The following is an 18,264-nucleotide window of genomic DNA, read 5'->3' on the forward strand; positions in this document are numbered from 1 at the left end:
AAAAGGAGAGAGTATTATGGATAAGAAGAAAGTCGTTGCGCTTGAGGATCGTCTGCCCCAATTAAAAAAGGAGCGGAAACAGAAGGCCAATCGGCGCTTTGCTTTTTACGCCACTGTCTTTTTCCTCTTGATTCTTATTGTCGTTTACTTTCAATCGCCCTTAAGCAGAGTTCGAACGATTTCAGTAGTGGGCCAGCAACTTGTGAGCAGCGATAAAGTCATAAAAGCAAGCGGCATTTCGAATAAAACACATATATGGGATATTCGTAAAAAGGCGGTAATGAGCCAGATCAAAAAATTGCCGACCGTGCAGACGGTTTCTGTGAAAAAGAAATTTCCGAATCAAGTCAGAATCACGATTAAAGAATATACCCGTAAAGCTTATATACAGAGAAACGGCAACTTCTATCCTATTCTGCAAAATGGAACGACGCTAAGCAAGCTTCAAAGCGGAAAGCTTCCCGTTGATGCACCGATACTTTTTGGATTTTCAAAGACAGAGCCGCTTAAGAAGGTTGCCGAAGGACTCGCTAAGATTTCAAGACAAATGACACATAACATTTCTGATATTCATTACATAGGGAAATCAGGAAGCGAGGATGACCTTGTATTGTATATGAATGATGGGAATAAGGTTATTGCAAGCACACAAACGTTTGCCAAGAATATTAAACTGTATCCTGAAATTGCTGCCAATCTTCCAAATGGAAAACACGGCACAATTCATCTAAGTGTCGGCACCTATTTTATTCCTAGCGATACAGAACAAGAAGATACCCAGAAGTAAACGAATGAAAACGCTCCTCGCACATTTTGCTTATCATGTATTTTTGTCTTTTCTAGTGATTCAAGTTGGTGTAGACTATTAAATAGTTAAGATTCTTTTGTATGAGGCATTTTTTTAGCTATTTTAAGGGATAGGTCTAATTATCTATTTATTTTACCTAGAAATTTGCCGATATAACTATGAAATATAATGTGTTTTTATATGAATGAAATTTTAAAAGGGAATTGCTCCAATTTGTAGAATACAAACAGTAGGGTTTGTTTCTATCTAACAGGAACAAAGAAAGTGTTGGGTTGAATATAGTGTCTTTTAAAACAAGTCGTAACTATTCAATGTCGGTTGACTCGATCCAATCATCCCTGAATAGAGAAATCATCAAAGATATTCAAGAAAAAGGGGGTGCCACAGAATGAACAGTGAGGATGTTTTTGTCAGTCTGGATATCGGCACGTCCAGTATAAAGACCGTAATCGGAGAGATGGCCGATGGAAGGCTTAATGTTGTCGGTGTTGGAGAAGCGGTCTCATACGGGATTAAAAAAGGTTCGATTGTCGATATCGATGCGACAGTTCGTTCAATTGGCAACGCTGTTGAACAAGCGGAGCGGATGGTCGGTATTAATATTAAGAGTGTGATTGTCGGCATTTCCGGGAATCACATCCAGCTTCGGCGGTGCCATGGTGTCGTGGCTGTTTCTGGTGAAACGCATGAAATTGGCGATGAAGATATCGCAAGGGTGATTGACGCCGCACAGGTCATGTCAATTCCTCCTGAGCGCGAGATTGTCGATGTGATTCCAGAGCAGTTCATTGTTGATGGTGTTGATGAAATTCATGATCCAAGAGGCATGATCGGTGTTCGTCTCGAAATGGAAGGGACGTTGATTACCGGTTCAAAGACTTTGCTGCATAATCTTCTGCGATGTGTCGAACGCGCAGGATTGACGATATCGGATGTTTGTCTCCAACCGCTTGCGTTGGGATCGGTTGCGCTCTCAGAAGACGAACAGAATTTAGGCGTGGCATTGGTGGATATTGGCGGCGGGTCAACGAGCGTTGCCGTATTTGATCAAGGCTCCTTAGTTTCTACTTTTGAGCTTCCGATTGGCGGCAATCATGTGACGAAGGATATTTCCATCATACAGAAGATACCAATGGATGAAGCGGAGCAGACCAAAATCAAACATGGCGTTGCTTATTTAGGGGCGGCGTCTGATGAAGATACGTTCAGCGTATCACAAATTGGAAGCGACAAGAAACAAACGATGACTCAAGAGGATTTGGCTGAGATCATCCAGGCACGCATGGAAGAAATGTTTGACATTATTCAAGAAGAACTGCGTCGCATTGGGGTCTATGACTTGCCGGGGGGATTTGTCTTAACCGGTGGGGTTACGGCGATGCCTGGTTTGGCAGATCTTGCGTCACATCACTTGAACTCTAGTGTGCGTATCGCATCACCGGACTATATTGGTGTGCGTGAGCCGAAGTATACAGCATGCATCGGTTTGATTCAATTTGCTTATCACAACGTTAAAATACAAGGTAAGGAAATCGCAGCGGCGATTGCACCCGAGAATGACCGTTATGAAGCTGTACAGAAACAGCAGAAAAAGAAAAAATCAAAACAAGCCCCTAAAGATCATGAAGGCGTCACAACCAAAGTGAAAAATTGGTTTAATCTGTTCTTTGACTGATCGGGCTGCGGAATGATTAAATGGGAGGAAATGAACAATGTATGATCACGATACGGACACGGAAAATCTAGCCAAAATTAAAGTCATTGGCGTTGGCGGCGGCGGGAATAATGCGGTTAACCGAATGATCGAAAGCGGTATTCAAGGTGTTGAATTTGTTTGTGCGAATACTGATGCTCAGGCACTAAAGCTTTCTAAGGCGGATGTTAAGCTTCAACTTGGCGAGAAACTGACACGCGGCTTAGGTGCCGGCGCTAACCCTGAAGTTGGAAAAAAAGCTGCTGAGGAAAGTCATGATCAGGTTGAAGAGATCCTTAAAGGGGCAGATATGGTCTTTGTCACTGCCGGTATGGGTGGCGGCACCGGAACAGGTGCTGCACCTGTTATCGCGGAAGTTGCGAAGGAAGTTGGCGCTTTAACTGTCGGTGTAGTCACACGTCCGTTCACTTTTGAAGGAAGAAAACGGGCGAAGCAGGCGCAAAGCGGTATCGCCAATCTTAAAGAAAAAGTTGATACATTGATCGTTATTCCTAACGATCGTCTGCTTGAAATTGTAGACAAAAACACACCGATGCTCGACGCTTTTAGAGAAGCTGACAATGTGCTCCGCCAAGGTGTGCAAGGCATTTCGGATCTTATTTCTGTTCCCGGTTTGATCAACCTTGATTTCGCGGATGTAAAAACGATCATGACCGAAGGCGGATCGGCGCTCATGGCGATCGGTGTCGCATCAGGCGAGAATCGCGCTGCCGACGCGGCGAAAAAGGCCATCTCGAGTCCGCTTCTTGAAAAGTCGATTGATGGAGCGAAAGGCGTGCTGATGAACATTACCGGAGGCACGAATCTGAGCCTTTATGAAGTAAATGAGGCGGCAGATATTGTCGCGACAGCTGCGGATGAGGAAGTAAATATGATCTTCGGTTCTGTCATCAGAGAAGAGCTGGATGATGAAATTGTTGTCACGGTGATTGCTACCGGCTTTGAGGAACGTGAAAAGGTCGGAGAAGCCCCGCAGGCAGAGCAGGATCTTTTTCTACGCAGAAGACAAAGCTCTGAAGGCTTGAACACTTCGAAACTGCGTGAACAGCATCGTGAGGAAGCGGTGAACCCCGTTCAGAAGCCTGTCCGCAGATCTCATAGTATTGTTGAAGATGAAGACACGCTTGATATTCCAACCTTTTTGCGTAATCGGCGCAGGAAAAACGACTAATGACTTGATTTGTTAGACTTGGTTATTTTCTCCCAGAACGATCCATAAAAAAACAAGCTCGAGAGCAGAAATGATTCATTTCCTGTTTTCGGGCTTTTTTTCGTAGATAAAAGTAAATTGCACATTTTGGTATGAATGGACAGACAATAAGACATTTCCACTATCCCTCCGTTAGCTCATCAGACAGAACGACCCGCTAAGATGCTTACGTCAGTACGTATTGCGAATGTCAGTCTATCACAGTAAGATTCAAAGATTTTTTAAATCAAAATTGCGACAAAAGCAGCCAAAAAAACTGCAAAATCCCACCCACAGAGCGACAGACTTTCCTTCAGATGGCCCGTATACTATTCCTAAACACGCAAAGAAGGTGGGAGCGTTGGTCGTCTATCTGGATGCTGTTTGGGCGCTCAATCTATTTATTGATGCTTGTCTATTAAAATTAACTGCGCTCATGCTTAAAAGACAGACGAGTCGGCTTCGATTTTGGTCCGGGGCGTTTATTGCTTCAGCAATTGTGCTTATTCTTTTTACACCAGCCGCGTTCGTAGTTGATGGTCCGTTTGGCAAATTGCTATATTCTGCCATGATTATTTTTGTCGCGTTCGGATTTCATCGAATTTCTGTTTTTCTTCAAAACCTTGCTGCATTTTATTTCACTTCTTTTGCGATTGGAGGCGGATTATTCGCTGTTCATTACTTTTTTCAGGACGGTTCATTTTATGCGAACAGCCGCTTTTTAAATACTATGAATTATGGTGATCCGATTAGTTGGATCACAGTGATCGTAGGTTTTCCCGCTCTCTGGTACTTTTCGAAGAAGCGTCTTGATCAGACAGTTGTAAGAAAGTGGAACAGTACAACACTTGCGGATGTCACGGTGCGTTTCTTAGATGTTTGCATTGAGACAAAAGCGATGATTGATAGCGGGAATAAATTAGTTGATCCGTTGACGCGAGCGCCTGTGATGTTTCTTGAAAAAAGCGTTTGTGCCGGGAGAGTGCCGGAAGAGTTGTTTCAAAAAGACAATGCATCATCGCCCTCTTTGAACTTAGAGGGGATTCCGGATGACTGGAGAAACCGAATTGCATGGGTTCCATATCGCGCTGTTGATGGTACCGGTCAGTTAACCCTCGCGGCGCGGCCTGATCAAGTACTAATCCTTCTTGACGGCAAGCAGATCGAATGTACGAAATCACTTGTGGCATTTGTCGATCATTCACTGAGTTCTTCCGGCGACTTCAACAGTATTCTGAACCCGGACATGCTGCTGCATGGAAAGATCATTGAAACGGCTTCATGACATGAAAAAAATAGGGAGGTTGATTCCGGATGAAAACCACTTTTTTGAAGCTATGGCGTTGGGTACTTATTAAACTTGGTGTGAAACCAAAGGAAATTTATTATATCGGTGGGAGTGAAGGACTTCCTTCGCCTTTGTCAAAAGAAGAAGAGGCCGAATTAATGAAAATGCTTCCCTTAGGAGACCCCAAAGTGCGAGCGACTCTTATCGAACGAAATCTTCGTTTGGTCGTCTACATTGCTCGTAAATTTGATAATACACGGATCAATATTGAAGATCTGATCAGCATAGGTACTATTGGGCTCATCAAAGCTGTGAACACGTTCAATCCGGAGAAGAAAATAAAGCTTGCCACATATGCTTCACGCTGCATTGAAAATGAGATACTCATGTATTTACGCAGAAACAGTCGAACACGCTCTGAAGTCTCGTTAGATGAGCCTCTGAATGTGGATTGGGACGGCAATGAATTGCTCCTGTCCGATGTACTAGGCACGGAAAATGACATAACAACGAAAAATATGGAGCGGAAAGTTGAGCGCACACTTTTGAAGAAGGCAATGCTGATGCTCAATGATCGTGAAAAAGAGATTATGACACTAAGATTTGGGTTATCAGGAGGCAAGGAAAAAACGCAAAAAGATGTGGCCGATGAGTTGGGCATTTCCCAATCGTATATTTCCAGGCTTGAGAAAAGAATAATAAAACGCCTAAAAAAAGAATTCAGCAAAATGGCTTAGTGGTACGTGTTCGCAAATCTCCACTTTTTTGCTGTGCATAAAATGGTTGCCTACGGAGATACTTGACCATATAGCAGAGGTTGAAAAAGAAGCCGTTTAAATGGATCACGGTGTTTTCTTTCATCAGCCCGCTAACGCAAGTTTTCGACAATGGGGGGTCATCTTATATGGCACGGCATAAAGTGGAAATCTGCGGAGTGGACACGTCGAAGCTTCCTGTCCTGACCAATGTGGAAATGCGAAAGCTTTTCGCGGAACTTCAATCAGGCAAGCTCGAGGCCAGAGAAAAGCTAGTGAATGGGAATCTCCGCCTTGTTCTGAGTGTCATTCAGCGCTTTTATCACCGCGGGGAATCCGTTGACGACTTATTTCAAGTCGGTTGTATTGGTTTAATGAAATCTATCGACAATTTTGATTTGGGTCAAAATGTTCGGTTTTCAACCTACGCCGTTCCCATGATCATTGGTGAAATTCGTCGTTACTTAAGAGATAATAATCCAATTCGTGTTTCTCGATCTTTGCGGGATATGGCCTATAAAGCACTTCAGGCCAAAGAGCGTTACATAGCGAAACATTCAACTGAACCGACAACCGCTGAGCTGGCGAAAATGCTTGATTTACCGGTGGAAGATGTTGTGTTCGCAATGGATGCGATACAGGATCCGGTTTCATTGTTTGAACCGATCTACAGTGATGGCGGGGATCCAATATTCATCATGGATCAAATTAGTGATGATAAGCATAAAGACAAGGATTGGGTTGATAATATTTCACTTAAAGAAGCGATGAACAAACTTCATGACCGTGAAAAGCGAATTGTCGCGATGCGCTTTTTTTATGGGAAAACGCAAATGGAAGTCGCACAAGAAATTGGCATTTCACAGGCTCAAGTATCAAGATTGGAGAAAATGGCCATAAAGGAAATGAATCAGGATATCGGTCCCTAACACTTGCACTTGCAAGTGTTTCTTTTTGCGCAGAAAAATAAGATGGCAGATACGCGTTCGCCGCACACAGCTAGCTGATGAGCTCTTTAATGTCATAGTGATTATTTCCGGGGTAATGGAAAGGATCAATTTTATACTTCTCAACGCCTGCTTCCGCCCATATATATTAAGGGACAGTACGAGGAGGGGTATGAATGCCAAGAATTTCTGATTTTCAGACCAAAGAAGTTGTGAATGTCGAAAATGGAAAGCGATTGGGACATATCGGTGATCTTGATGTGAATCTGTCTTCGGGCAAAATTGATCACTTGATTATACCTGGAGCGGGAAAAATTATGGGCTTGTTTGGGAAAGAGGACGATATTGTTGTCCCATGGAACAATATTGTGAGAATTGGAGCTGACGTCATTCTTGTCCGGTTTTATAACGAACATGATTCGACGATTAAGAGCGAAGATTAACTAATTAAGGAGTTTTCTCGATGATTATGGTAAAATAAAAAGAAAAGTCCGGTCATTTTGATGAGGAAAGGATGAGAACGGTGAGTGAACCCTTTTCATTTCGAAGCGGACCTTTGTTGCGCTTGAAAACAATCGATGCCGGCGATCTAGAAATCCATTCAGGATTTACACTTCGAACGGAGGGTACGAGTCAAGGACCTTTCACATCAATGAACTTGGGTCTTCATGTCGGTGATCGTTCGGACGATGTACTCGAAAATCGACATCTTGTCGCGCAGAGAATAGGCATTCCACTTGAACGCTGGGTGTGCGCGGAGCAAGTGCATCGCACGGAAATTGCCCGGGTAACGCACAAATCTGCAGGATTAGGCGCAATGTCCTTTGATTCGGTTGTCAAGGGTGTGGATGGTTTGTTTACAACTGACCCGGACATATTGCTCGCTCTTTGCTTCGCCGATTGCGTTCCCATTTTTTATCAGGCGCAAAATCCTAACGCGATTGGAATCATGCATGCCGGATGGCGTGGAACCGTTGCCCGAGGTGCTGCGCATATGATTGAACGCATGACGCGTGACCTTGACATTACACCTGAAGCATTGCATGTTGTCATTGGTCCATCAATAAGCGGCGAGGATTATGAGGTTGATCAAAAAGTGATTGATCAGGTATGCACGCTTGACCATTCGCTTTGGGAGCAGTCCGTAGTTTCCAAAGGTTCCGGAAGCTATCTGCTTGATTTACGAACTTTGAACCGATCAATTCTTGTTGCGAGCGGTGTACCTGAACGTCAGATACAAATAACCGGCTATAGTACGTACGCACGTCCCGATCTGTTTTTTTCTTTTCGACATGATCATGGAAAAACAGGGCGGATGATGGGGTATATCGGAATGAAGAAAAAGGAGAGCAATGAATCGTGAAAGTTGCGGATAATCTTAGACAAGTACAGTCCCTCATTGAGGACGCATGTGAACGCTCAGGACGGCACTCCGAAGACGTTACCATAATTGCCGTTACAAAATACGTTTCCGCCGAACGCGCTCAGGAGGCTGTAGACAGTGGGATTACGCATCTCGCTGAAAATCGGAAAGAAGGTTTGCTGGAGAAACTGGCGTTCATTCATGATGACCGTGTGACATGGCATCTGATTGGGACCTTGCAGACGAGAAAAGTGAAAGATATTGTTGGAAAAGTAGACTATTTTCACGCCCTGGACCGTCTCAAATTGGCAAATGAACTAAATAAACGCATGAAAAAAGGAACTTTAAATTGTTTTGTCGAAATGAATATCTCTGGCGAGGAATCCAAACATGGCATTACTGAAGAGAAACTTGATTCTTTCATTGATGCATTAGCCGAATTTGAGCATCTTCGCATTGTCGGTTTGATGACGATGGCACCGAATACAGAAGATCGAGATGTGATTCGCCATGTGTTTCATCGGTTGCGCATTCTACGCGACCGAATTCGTGATCGAAACATCGACTATGCGCCATGCACAGAGCTCTCCATGGGTATGTCGCATGATTATGAAATCGCTGTTGAAGAAGGAGCAACATTTGTGAGAATTGGCACGTCACTCGTAGGTAATGAATGAAAGGAGAACGGAATCATGGGTCTTAAAGGCACATTGAAACGATTCTTTGATCTTGAGGAGACCGTGAACAGCTCAGAAAACCACCTGCCGGTATCACATGATGAGGAAACCGGCAAACCGGTACAGGGTCAGCACAGACTGGAGAAAAGCGGCAGAATTGTCGCCATTAAAAATGTTCATCAGCAAAATAAAGTTGTTCTGGTTGAGCCGAAGCGTTTTGAAGAGGTCGAGGAAATCGTCGGTTATTTGAAAAATAAACAGACGATTATTTGTAGCCTCCAAGGGACAAGCAAGGATCAAGGACAGAGAATTCTTGATTTTATTGGCGGCACATCCTTCGCGCTGAATGGGCAGATTCGTAAAATTGGAAAGAACACATTTCTTTTCGCACCGGAACAAGTGGACATATCCGGCATGATCAGCAATTGGCCGGAAGATTAATTACAGAGGTGAAATTATGTATTTGATTGCATTCATCGTATCAGAGGCTATCAATATTTATAAATGGATATTAATAATTTATATTTTGATGTCTTGGGTACCAAGCGTACAGGATTCATCAATCGGCAGGCTCTTTGAACGAGTATGTGAGCCGTTTTTGTCCCCTTTTCGAAAAATCATACCCCCAATTGGCGGCGTGATCGACATATCTCCGATGGTTGCTTTTGTCGTTCTTTGGTTTGCCCAAATTGGTATTCAAAGTATTCTCTTGAGATTTGTCTGAGGCTGGCATATGTCACTCTATGAACATTTCAGACCTGAAGAGCATGCACTGGTCGATCACTTTCTTGATTTGAAAGATCAAGTTGTCGTAAATTATATACCGAAACTGACCGATTTTCTCGATCCCAGGCAGCAGATAATCCTAAAATCACTGATAGGAAATAACGAGGAAATTCGTCTGTCCTTTTCCGGCGGCTATGCTCAAGCTGAACGGGCGCGCGCGCTGTTACTTCCACCGTATGTTGAAGCGGACGAAGATCCGTTTCAACTCGCTTACCTAGAAGTTCGGTATCCGTCCAAGTTCGGATCCATTGCACATCCCCAACTGCTCGGATCACTTGTCGGTTCTGGCGTGTCAAGAAGCAAAATCGGTGATTTGCTGATCGGTGAGGGACGTGCTCAATTTATTTGTGTGAAAGAGCTTGAGCCTTATTTTATGCTTAATTTAAGTTCCGTAGGGAGAATGGGTGTCTCCTGCGAGTCGGTTGATCAGCAAGCTTTAATACATAGTGACGATGAATGGCAAGAGAGTGATGGGACAATTTCCTCTATGAGGCTAGATACAGTTTTGTCAGAAATCTATCATTTGCCAAGAACGAAGGCTTCAGAGGCTATTTCACGCGGGCTTGCAAAAGTAAATTGGGAACTTGTTGAGAAACGTGACTACGAGATACATGAAGGCGATTGTCTTTCTCTCCGCGGATATGGCCGCAGTAAAATAATATCGAACAGCGGCTTGACAAAAAAGAACAAAATCCGTATACAATATGGTAAACTTAACTAAACGAATTGTTTGTAAAATGACTTGGAGGTGACCGGGATGCCATTGACACCCTTGGATATTCATAATAAATCGTTCTCACGAGGATTTCGTGGGTATGATGAAGATGAAGTGAATGATTTTCTTGACCAGGTGATCAAGGATTATGAAGCGCTTATTCGCGAGAAAAAGGATCTTGAACAAAAGAACAAGAATTCAGATGAAAAGCTTAATCACTTCTCTAATATTGAGACAACTCTGAACAAGAGTATTCTTGTCGCTCAGGAAACAGCTGAGGAAGTGAAGCAGAACGCGAATAAAGAAGCTAAACTGATTGTAATGGAAGCAAAGAAAAACGCTGATCGCATTATCAATGAAGCGCTTGAGAAATCACGCAAGGTAACCTTGAATATTGAAGAATTGAAAAAAGAAGCCAATGTATACCGGACACGCTTCCAGATGCTGATTGAAGCGCAATTGGAATTGTTAAAGAGTGATGATTGGAAAAGCATGTCTGTGGGCGATGAAGACGCAGATAGTGAACAAAACGATGGAATGATTCGTACGCAAGCTTGACGCGGAGACTCTTATTGCATATACTGTGCATACATAAGATGCTTGCGCCATAATGTACAGACATTTAAAATGAAATCATATTTTTAAATACTATGAGAGGGAAAGTACTCGCCGCAAGGTCGCGCAGCGAGCCGGGATACGGTGCGAGCCCGGTGCGGACGGCGGTAAGGAAAATCACCCTTGAGTTTGATTCCGAACGACTCCTGCATGACAGGAGTTAAGTAAGAACCAACGTTGATTCGCGTTAAGAAAATCATGAGTGGCAGATTTGCTCTGCTATTAGGGTGGTACCGCGGTCCTTCCGTCCCTTTGGGATAGAAGGACCTTTTTATATAGGTCAGAAAAGAAATAAAACAGAAAGATGATGGAGGCGTTTTTCAATGGATTACAAGAAGACACTACTGATGCCGAAAACAGATTTTAAAATGCGCGGCGGTCTTCCAACGAAAGAACCACGTATGCAAGAACAATGGGATCAGGAGCATATTTATGAACAGTCATTAAAGGTCAACGAGGGGAAACCAACATTTATCCTTCACGATGGCCCACCGTATGCTAATGGAAACATCCATATTGGACATGCGGAAAACAAGGTATTAAAAGATATGATTACTCGCTTTAAGTCGATGACCGGCTATAAAGCTTATTATGTACCGGGTTGGGATACACACGGACTCCCAATTGAACAGCAGCTCGCAAAGCAAGGGATCGATCGAAAAAAAATGTCGGTTGCCGATCTACGTGAAAAATGTAAAGAATACGCGCTCGGACAAGTAGAACATCAGAAGAAACAATTTAAAAGGCTAGGCGTTCGTGGGGATTGGGATCATCCGTATCTGACCTTGCACAAAGAGTACGAGGCTGAACAAATTGAAGTTTTTGGTGAAATGGCAAAGAAAGGTTATATCTATAAAGACAAAAAGACGGTTTATTGGTCGCCTTCCTCTGAATCTGCACTTGCTGAAGCGGAAATCGAATATAAAGATGTTAAGTCGTATTCCATTTTCGTTTCTTTCCATGTGATAGACGGAAAAGGGGTATTGAATTCGGATGAAGAGGTCATCATCTGGACGACGACGCCATGGACGATGCCGGCGAACCTTGCGATTGCTGTCAATCCGAAATTTGACTATAGTGTTGTTCAAGTGGCGGGTCACAAATTTGTTGTAGCTGCCGATTTGGTTGAATCCTTGACAAAAACATTCGAATGGGAAAATCCACAGGTACTGCGCAATGTGAACGGTAAAGACCTGGAACATGTTGTTTGCCGCCATCCATTCTATGATCGTGCGTCCGTGATGATTCTTGGAGACCATGTCACTTTGGATGCCGGTACAGGATGCGTCCATACTGCCCCGGGCTTTGGTGCCGATGACTTTTATGTAGGTAAAAAATATGGTCTCGATATCCTTTGCCCAGTGGACGACCGCGGCTGCATGACCGACGAAGCACCAGGTTTTGAAGGTATGTTTTATGAAAAGGCTAATGAACCGGTAATCGAGAAATTGAAAGAGGTCGGCGCATTACTTAAAGTCGGCACGTTTACTCACTCCTACCCGCATGATTGGCGTACGAAAAAACCGGTGATTTGGAGAGCGACAAAACAATGGTTCGCGTCGATCAAAGCTTATCGGGACGATATCTTAAAAGCAATTCATGAAGTGCGTTGGGTTCCATCATGGGGCGATGTCCGCATGACGAATATGATCAAGGATCGTGAAGACTGGTGTATCTCGCGTCAACGTGCATGGGGTGTTCCGATTCCGGTATTCTATGGTGAAGACGGCGAACCGATCATCACGGATGCAACGATTCAGCATGTAGCGGATCTGTTCCGCGAACACGGCTCGAACATTTGGTTCCAATGGGATGCCAAAGACTTGCTGCCTGAGGGCTTTACTTCGGAGCATAGCCCGAACGGTACCTTTAAGAAGGAAACCGATATCATGGATGTTTGGTTCGACTCTGGTTCATCCCACCAAGGCGTATTGACCACGCGTGAAGGGTTACGCCGCCCGGCGGATATGTATCTTGAAGGATCGGATCAATATCGTGGATGGTTTAATTCGTCACTAGCCACATCTGTTGCCGTAACGGGTCACGCGCCCTACAAACAAGTATTGAGTCATGGTTTTACTCTTGATGGAAAAGGTTTGAAAATGAGCAAATCCGTAGGAAACGTCATTGATCCGATGAAGGTCATGCAGCAGTATGGTGCGGACATTATCCGTTTATGGGTGGCTTCGGTTGACTATCAAGCTGATGCCAGAGTATCCAATGAAATTCTCGGACAGGTCGCCGAAGTATATCGCAAGATCCGCAATACGGTACGCTTTATACTCGGAAATCTTAATGATTTTACTGTCGATAAGATTGTTCCTACAGAAGATATGCCGGAACTTGAACGTTATATGCTTGTGAAGCTCAATGGCTTCATCGACACATGCCTGAAAAATTATGAAGAATTCCAGTTCTTGAACGTTTACAAAGCGTTACAGAATTATTGCTCGCTCGATTTGAGTGCTTTCTACATGGACATCGCGAAAGATGCGCTCTACGTTCAACCGAAGGATTCGCTGATTCGCCGTTCCGCGCAAACCGTTCTGTATAAGACGGTAGTTGCGTTAACCAAAATTTTGTCGCCAATTGTCCCGCATACAACTGAAGAAATTTGGCAGCATATTCCGGGTACGGATAAGATCGCATCTTATGTCCAGTTAACGGATATGCCGAAACTCGAGAAAATTGCTGATTCCGATGCACTGGAACAGAAATGGTCATCACTGATCGCGGTTCGTGACGATGTACTAAAGTCACTCGAAAAAGCGCGTGATGCGAAGCTGATTGGTAAATCACTTGAAGCGGCCGTAACGCTCTATGTTAAACCGGAAACAGCTTTCTTAAAAGATACAGCTGATCTCGACAAATTGCTGATTGTATCTCAAGTTACGGTTGTAGAAGACGGTGAGGTTCCGGAAGCGGCAGATCAGTACGCGCGGCTGGCCGTTTCGGTTGAGCCTGCTAAGGGTGAAAAATGTGAACGATGCTGGTCGATTCTGCCAAGCGTTGGAGAAGACAAGGAACACCCGACATTGTGCGCGCACTGTGCGGAAACCGTACGTCATGATTACGCAGATGTAACGCTCGACTGATATTGCGATTCACCAAGAAAATGATTCCCATATTGCGTAAATATTACGCAGTCTAAAAATCCCCCTTTATCCCACACTAATTAATGTGCGCGGGAGCAATAAGGGGGATTTTTATATAGATGTGGGGTTATAGGAAAATCAAAAAGAGGCTGCTCAGCCGCAAACTGGATCTCGAACGAAAGCTGAAAAGCGATATGGAAACAGCTGCAGAGCTTGGTTCTGTATCTGATATTGCATCTGGGGAATTGTCGTCTTATGATAATCACCCGGCTGAATCAGCGACACAGTTGTATGATCGGGAAAAAGACTTAGCTTTTCACAAGTTGGAACAAAATGAACTCGAAGAAATTAATCACGCCTTAGAAAAAATGAGAGATGGCAGTTACGGGTACGATGAGAAAACCGGCGAGAAAATACCCCGCGCGCGCTTAAATGCTTTGCCGACGGCACGAACTGTGGTGTGTCAATCAGAGACAGTGCATCACCACAATTTGCGTCCTGTTGAAGAATCAGTCATCATCGATTTGGAGGAACAAGGTGTTACGGATTTTGAAAGTGACGGTTTTAATGAGCAAAACGCTTTCGATCTTGTTTCGCAGTATAATGATCAGGAAGGTATCTATGAGGATGCGCCGTATAGTGATGACGAAGAAGGCATTGGCTTTGTGGAGGAGTACGAGTCCTTTGCTGCCACAGATATTGGTGGATTCTCGGGTGATGACGAGATTCACGTGTTGAAAAATCATCACTATGATCATTGGTCGGCAAAGAATGAAGATGACTACTTAGATCCCATAGAACGTTAATTCACTTTGTGCAGCGGGTGTAAACGAACCCGCTGCATACATATTTTTTTTAGAAAATTTATGCTAGAATTTAAAAAGATAAAACATGATCGGGTTGATTCGAGAAACAATAGCTTTGTTTCCATGCGTCACTCGGAAATCAACGTGTGTTGGAGGAATTTATTAATGATTTACTATGCACTGGCAGTTCTGCTATTAATTATTGACCAATGCTCCAAATGGATGGTCGTACATAATATGGAATTGGGACAAAGTATTCCGATTATCCCCGGCATTTTTTATTTTACCTCAGTCCGAAATAATGGCGCCGCCTGGAGTATGCTGGAAGGACAATTTATTTTCTTTTTCATTATTACCGTTGTCGTCCTAGCGGTTGTTGTTTATTACATGCAGAAATTAGGGAGAAAACAGCCGCTCCTCGGCATATCATTGGGATTTATTATTGGCGGGACATTGGGGAATTTTGCGGATCGGCTGATACGTGGAGAAGTCGTCGATTTCATTCACGTCTACATTATCAATTATAGTTTTCCGGTGTTTAACATTGCTGATTCATCACTTTTTATCGGTGTTGTTCTTCTTGTTATTTATTTGTTTCTTGACGGAAAGAAGGAACAGTAATGCCGACTATTGTTCGAACGATTGAGATAATAGATGATGGAAAACGAATTGATCGTTGGGTAAGCGATGAGATTTCGAAAGAATCAAGAAGCAGACTTCAGCAATTAATTAAGAGTGGGAACATCTTGGTTAATGGATTAAGTGTTAAAACAAGCTACCGAATGAAAACAGGTGATGAGGTATGCGTTCATATGCCGGAAGCGGAACCGCTCGATGTTACTCCCGAAAATATCCCTTTAGACATTGTCTATGAAGATTCGTCAGTCATTGTGGTGAACAAACCTAGAGGGATGGTTGTTCACCCAGCTCCGGGACATATGAGCGGCACTCTGGTCAATGCATTGCTTGGGCATTGTCATGATTTATCGGGTATCAACGGTGTGATGCGTCCCGGTATTGTGCATCGAATTGATAAGGAAACGTCCGGACTTTTGATGGTGGCGAAAACCGATGAGGCGCATCATTCGCTTGCCGCGCAGCTGAAGGATAAGACAACGAAGCGATTATACCTTGCCATTGTTCACGGCAGTCTTCCTCACGATGAAGGCACGATTAATGCACCGATTGGTCGTGCGGACAAGGATCGAAAGAAAATGGCCGTGACGGACAAGAACAGCAAGCAGGCGGTCACCCATTTTAAGGTGCTGGAACGTTTCTCAAAGTTTACCTTTGTCGCTTGCCGTTTGGAAACCGGACGGACGCATCAGATTCGCGTCCATATGGCGTTTATTGGTCATCCGCTTGCCGGCGATCCGAAATATGGTCCGCGTAAGACGTTGCCTATTCAAGGACAGGCATTGCATGCGGCTGAACTTGGGTTCGTGCATCCTGTGACTAAGAAATTTATGCTTTTTCGCGCTCCTCTGCCGGTTGACATGGAACGCCTTCTTGAAGGACTGCGTGAAAATCACTATCAATAATATAGCGAAAAGATTTCCGGAAAAGTGGTGTCAATCGTCTGTTTGCAATTGACAAAACAGACTCTGTTTGGCATACTTAGTATAGCTTAAAAATGAACCAAATGAATTCCTTTTAAATTTAGTCCCGAGAGACTAAGAAGGGTGATGATTGTCAATGACTATTGGCAACACTGCGGTCTCTTGCTCGAAACGGCAAGACTTTTTTTATGCCGTCAGCAAGAAATCATTAATAAATGATCAAACAATTGGCCGCAGCAAAACGGCGGGTGAAGAGCTTTTGGAAGAAAAAGAAATATTGGATGAAAAAGCGATCGGACGAGCGCTGACACGACTTGCACATGAAGTGATCGAGCGTAACGAGGGTGTGGATTCGGTTGTATTGGTCGGCATTAAGACACGAGGCATTTATCTGGCAAAACGGCTTGCCGATCGTATCAAATCAATCGAAAACAAGGATGTTGCAGTAGGGGAATTGGACATCACCCTTTACCGAGACGACTTAAAACAAAAAACAGATGAACCGGAATTGATTGGGAGTATCCTCCCAATGTCGATCGAATCGAAAACGGTGATTTTGGTCGATGATGTACTTTACACCGGACGTACGATCCGTGCGGCGATGGACGCATTGATGGACGTTGGCCGCCCGCAGCGTATCCAACTAGCGGTACTGATTGATCGCGGGCATCGCGAATTGCCAATCCGTCCCGACTACATTGGAAAAAATGTTCCAACTTCTAAAGAAGAACAAATTGCTGTTCAATTAACCGAGATTGATGGCATGGACACAGTGACTATTCGAGCGACAAGTTAATAATTGGAAACTAACGTATAACACCTTTTAAAGGCAGTCCAGTGAGACTGATAAAGAGTGATTTAGTGCAGTGCGGTTTTTTACACAACCTCTTTGTCAGAATTCTGGCGAAGAGGTTTTTTAAATGCAGAAAAAAGTTATTAAAAACATGCAAAGGCGGCGCGATTAAGGCGCACATTAACGATTAGAGGAGGATTTTCGATGGCCAATCTGCTCAGCTTGAATGATCTATCGGTAACAGAAATGAATACGATTCTTGATCGTGCGGAACAAATACATGAAATGAACGAAGAAGGCTGGTTTGCTCCGAATCATACCTTGGTCGCGAATCTGTTCTATGAACCGAGTACCCGGACGCGCTTCAGCTTTGAGACGGCTGAGAAGAGACTCGGCTATCAAGTGCTTAACTTCAGCAGTAAGACATCGAGCGCGCTGAAGGGCGAGTCCCTTTATGACACGGTACGAACGATGGAGTCTCTCGGTGCGAAAGCGGCGGTTATTCGCCATCAAGATGTCGGTTATTATCGAGCGCTTGAAGGTGTCGGTGTATCCATAATTAATGCCGGTGATGGAGCGGGGGATCATCCGACTCAAGCACTGCTTGATCTCCTGACGCTCCGCCAAGAATTTATGATGTTTCATGGATTAACGGTCGCAATCATCGGTGACTTACGTTACAGCAGAGTGGCAAAATCAGATGCAGAAATTCTAAATCGTTTGGGCTGCCGTGTGCTGCTTTCCGGACCGAAAGAATGGCAGAACGCGTCGCTTCCCGGAACTTATGTGACCGTTGATGAAGCAATTGAAGCAGCGGATGCGGTAATCATGCTGCGGATTCAGCACGAGCGTCATGAACAGGCGATGAACATGACAAAGGAAGCGTATCATGAACGTTACGGATTGACACATGAACGCGCGCTTCGTATGAAACCGGAAAGCATCATCATGCACCCCGGTCCAATTAACCGCGGTGTCGAGCTTGATGACGAGCTCGTAGAATGCGGCCGTTCCAGGTATTTCAAGCAAATTAAGAACGGTGTCTACGCGCGCATGGCCGCACTGGAGTGGGCGCTCAGTGCAACACCTATTCAATTGGCTGACGAACGCATCGCAGAAAAGTTGTAAGAGAAGCAAATGAGATCGCTCATTTG

General features: G+C 44.1%; 19 protein-coding genes and 1 other annotated feature. All 19 genes read left to right on the top strand.

The window, feature by feature from the left end; translation table 11 throughout:
- Positions 1-16: 16 nt before the first annotated feature.
- The 19 genes from BM003_RS07705 (at position 17) to BM003_RS07795 (ending at position 18,238) form a co-directional block, all read left to right on the top strand.
- A complete protein-coding gene (locus BM003_RS07705; protein ID WP_093671761.1) occupies positions 17-787 on the top strand; it encodes a cell division protein FtsQ/DivIB in 771 nt (256 codons plus the stop codon).
- Positions 788-1,196: 409 nt separating this feature from the next.
- Positions 1,197-2,483 carry a cell division protein FtsA gene (ftsA, locus tag BM003_RS07710; RefSeq protein WP_093671763.1) on the top strand — a complete coding sequence of 429 codons (1,287 nt, stop codon included), beginning with the start codon at positions 1,197-1,199 and terminating at the stop codon, positions 2,481-2,483.
- 37 nt (positions 2,484-2,520) lie between these two features.
- Positions 2,521-3,693, top strand: coding sequence for a cell division protein FtsZ (ftsZ, locus tag BM003_RS07715; protein ID WP_093671765.1), 1,173 nt, complete (start codon positions 2,521-2,523; stop codon positions 3,691-3,693).
- Positions 3,694-4,063: 370 nt separating this feature from the next.
- On the top strand, positions 4,064-4,996 hold the full coding sequence (spoIIGA, locus tag BM003_RS07720) for a sigma-E processing peptidase SpoIIGA (protein WP_245734149.1): 933 nt from the start codon (positions 4,064-4,066) through the stop codon (positions 4,994-4,996).
- 29 nt (positions 4,997-5,025) lie between these two features.
- Entirely contained in the window at positions 5,026-5,736 is a 711-nt protein-coding gene (sigE, locus tag BM003_RS07725) for an RNA polymerase sporulation sigma factor SigE (protein WP_093671769.1), read from the top strand.
- Positions 5,737-5,903: 167 nt separating this feature from the next.
- Entirely contained in the window at positions 5,904-6,683 is a 780-nt protein-coding gene (gene sigG, locus BM003_RS07730; RefSeq protein ID WP_093671771.1) for an RNA polymerase sporulation sigma factor SigG, read from the top strand.
- Between the two features lie 194 nt (positions 6,684-6,877).
- Positions 6,878-7,144 (top strand): YlmC/YmxH family sporulation protein, encoded by a 267-nt coding sequence (locus BM003_RS07735; RefSeq protein ID WP_093671773.1) that lies wholly within the window; start codon positions 6,878-6,880, stop codon positions 7,142-7,144.
- A gap of 80 nt (positions 7,145-7,224) precedes the next feature.
- Entirely contained in the window at positions 7,225-8,064 is an 840-nt protein-coding gene (gene pgeF / locus BM003_RS07740) for a peptidoglycan editing factor PgeF (protein ID WP_093671845.1), read from the top strand.
- Entirely contained in the window at positions 8,061-8,741 is a 681-nt protein-coding gene (locus BM003_RS07745) for a YggS family pyridoxal phosphate-dependent enzyme (protein ID WP_093671775.1), read from the top strand. The genes pgeF and BM003_RS07745 overlap by 4 nt, the downstream gene beginning before the upstream one ends.
- 15 nt (positions 8,742-8,756) lie before the next feature.
- Positions 8,757-9,182 (top strand): cell division protein SepF, encoded by a 426-nt coding sequence (locus BM003_RS07750; RefSeq protein ID WP_093671777.1) that lies wholly within the window; start codon positions 8,757-8,759, stop codon positions 9,180-9,182.
- Between the two features lie 16 nt (positions 9,183-9,198).
- Positions 9,199-9,465: a YggT family protein gene (locus BM003_RS07755; protein ID WP_093671779.1), complete on the top strand. Its 267-nt coding sequence runs from the start codon at positions 9,199-9,201 to the stop codon at positions 9,463-9,465.
- 9 nt (positions 9,466-9,474) lie between these two features.
- Positions 9,475-10,248: a YlmH family RNA-binding protein gene (locus BM003_RS07760; protein ID WP_093671781.1), complete on the top strand. Its 774-nt coding sequence runs from the start codon at positions 9,475-9,477 to the stop codon at positions 10,246-10,248.
- 36 nt (positions 10,249-10,284) lie between these two features.
- Complete coding sequence (locus tag BM003_RS07765) at positions 10,285-10,800, top strand: DivIVA domain-containing protein (RefSeq protein WP_093671783.1); 516 nt, start codon at positions 10,285-10,287, stop codon at positions 10,798-10,800.
- An 83-nt stretch (positions 10,801-10,883) separates the two neighbouring features.
- Positions 10,884-11,112 (top strand) — a binding site (T-box leader).
- 68 nt (positions 11,113-11,180) lie between these two features.
- Positions 11,181-13,952: an isoleucine--tRNA ligase gene (gene ileS / locus BM003_RS07770; protein ID WP_093671785.1), complete on the top strand. Its 2,772-nt coding sequence runs from the start codon at positions 11,181-11,183 to the stop codon at positions 13,950-13,952.
- Positions 13,953-14,071: 119 nt separating this feature from the next.
- Positions 14,072-14,758: a TraR/DksA C4-type zinc finger protein gene (locus BM003_RS07775; RefSeq protein ID WP_093671787.1), complete on the top strand. Its 687-nt coding sequence runs from the start codon at positions 14,072-14,074 to the stop codon at positions 14,756-14,758.
- Positions 14,759-14,923: 165 nt separating this feature from the next.
- On the top strand, positions 14,924-15,379 hold the full coding sequence (gene lspA, locus BM003_RS07780; protein WP_093671789.1) for a signal peptidase II: 456 nt from the start codon (positions 14,924-14,926) through the stop codon (positions 15,377-15,379).
- The gene (locus BM003_RS07785; protein ID WP_093671791.1) at positions 15,379-16,299 is read left to right on the top strand and encodes an RluA family pseudouridine synthase; all 921 of its coding nucleotides are present in this window, start codon (positions 15,379-15,381) and stop codon (positions 16,297-16,299) included. The genes lspA and BM003_RS07785 overlap by 1 nt, the downstream gene beginning before the upstream one ends.
- A 277-nt stretch (positions 16,300-16,576) precedes the next feature.
- On the top strand, positions 16,577-17,113 hold the full coding sequence (gene pyrR, locus BM003_RS07790; protein WP_093671847.1) for a bifunctional pyr operon transcriptional regulator/uracil phosphoribosyltransferase PyrR: 537 nt from the start codon (positions 16,577-16,579) through the stop codon (positions 17,111-17,113).
- A gap of 201 nt (positions 17,114-17,314) precedes the next feature.
- Positions 17,315-18,238, top strand: coding sequence for an aspartate carbamoyltransferase catalytic subunit (locus tag BM003_RS07795; protein ID WP_093671793.1), 924 nt, complete (start codon positions 17,315-17,317; stop codon positions 18,236-18,238).
- The last annotated feature ends 26 nt before the right edge of the window (positions 18,239-18,264 follow it).

The sequence above is a fragment of the Sporolactobacillus nakayamae genome (assembly GCF_900113325.1).
Classification (GTDB): Bacteria; Bacillota; Bacilli; order Bacillales; family Sporolactobacillaceae; genus Sporolactobacillus; species Sporolactobacillus nakayamae.

Bases quoted from the DNA above. Each gene is read 5' to 3' on its own strand.
- BM003_RS07705 (WP_093671761.1), top strand. From the start codon at position 17: ATGGATAAGAAGAAAGTCGTTGCGCTTGAGGATCGTCTGCCCCAATTA.
- ftsA (WP_093671763.1), top strand. From the start codon at position 1,197: ATGAACAGTGAGGATGTTTTTGTCAGTCTGGATATCGGCACGTCCAGT.
- ftsZ (WP_093671765.1), top strand. From the start codon at position 2,521: ATGTATGATCACGATACGGACACGGAAAATCTAGCCAAAATTAAAGTC.
- sigE (WP_093671769.1), top strand. From the start codon at position 5,026: ATGAAAACCACTTTTTTGAAGCTATGGCGTTGGGTACTTATTAAACTT.
- sigG (WP_093671771.1), top strand. From the start codon at position 5,904: ATGGCACGGCATAAAGTGGAAATCTGCGGAGTGGACACGTCGAAGCTT.
- BM003_RS07735 (WP_093671773.1), top strand. From the start codon at position 6,878: ATGCCAAGAATTTCTGATTTTCAGACCAAAGAAGTTGTGAATGTCGAA.
- BM003_RS07750 (WP_093671777.1), top strand. From the start codon at position 8,757: ATGGGTCTTAAAGGCACATTGAAACGATTCTTTGATCTTGAGGAGACC.
- BM003_RS07755 (WP_093671779.1), top strand. From the start codon at position 9,199: ATGTATTTGATTGCATTCATCGTATCAGAGGCTATCAATATTTATAAA.
- BM003_RS07760 (WP_093671781.1), top strand. From the start codon at position 9,475: ATGTCACTCTATGAACATTTCAGACCTGAAGAGCATGCACTGGTCGAT.
- BM003_RS07765 (WP_093671783.1), top strand. From the start codon at position 10,285: ATGCCATTGACACCCTTGGATATTCATAATAAATCGTTCTCACGAGGA.
- ileS (WP_093671785.1), top strand. From the start codon at position 11,181: ATGGATTACAAGAAGACACTACTGATGCCGAAAACAGATTTTAAAATG.
- BM003_RS07775 (WP_093671787.1), top strand. From the start codon at position 14,072: ATGTGGGGTTATAGGAAAATCAAAAAGAGGCTGCTCAGCCGCAAACTG.
- lspA (WP_093671789.1), top strand. From the start codon at position 14,924: ATGATTTACTATGCACTGGCAGTTCTGCTATTAATTATTGACCAATGC.
- BM003_RS07785 (WP_093671791.1), top strand. From the start codon at position 15,379: ATGCCGACTATTGTTCGAACGATTGAGATAATAGATGATGGAAAACGA.
- BM003_RS07795 (WP_093671793.1), top strand. From the start codon at position 17,315: ATGGCCAATCTGCTCAGCTTGAATGATCTATCGGTAACAGAAATGAAT.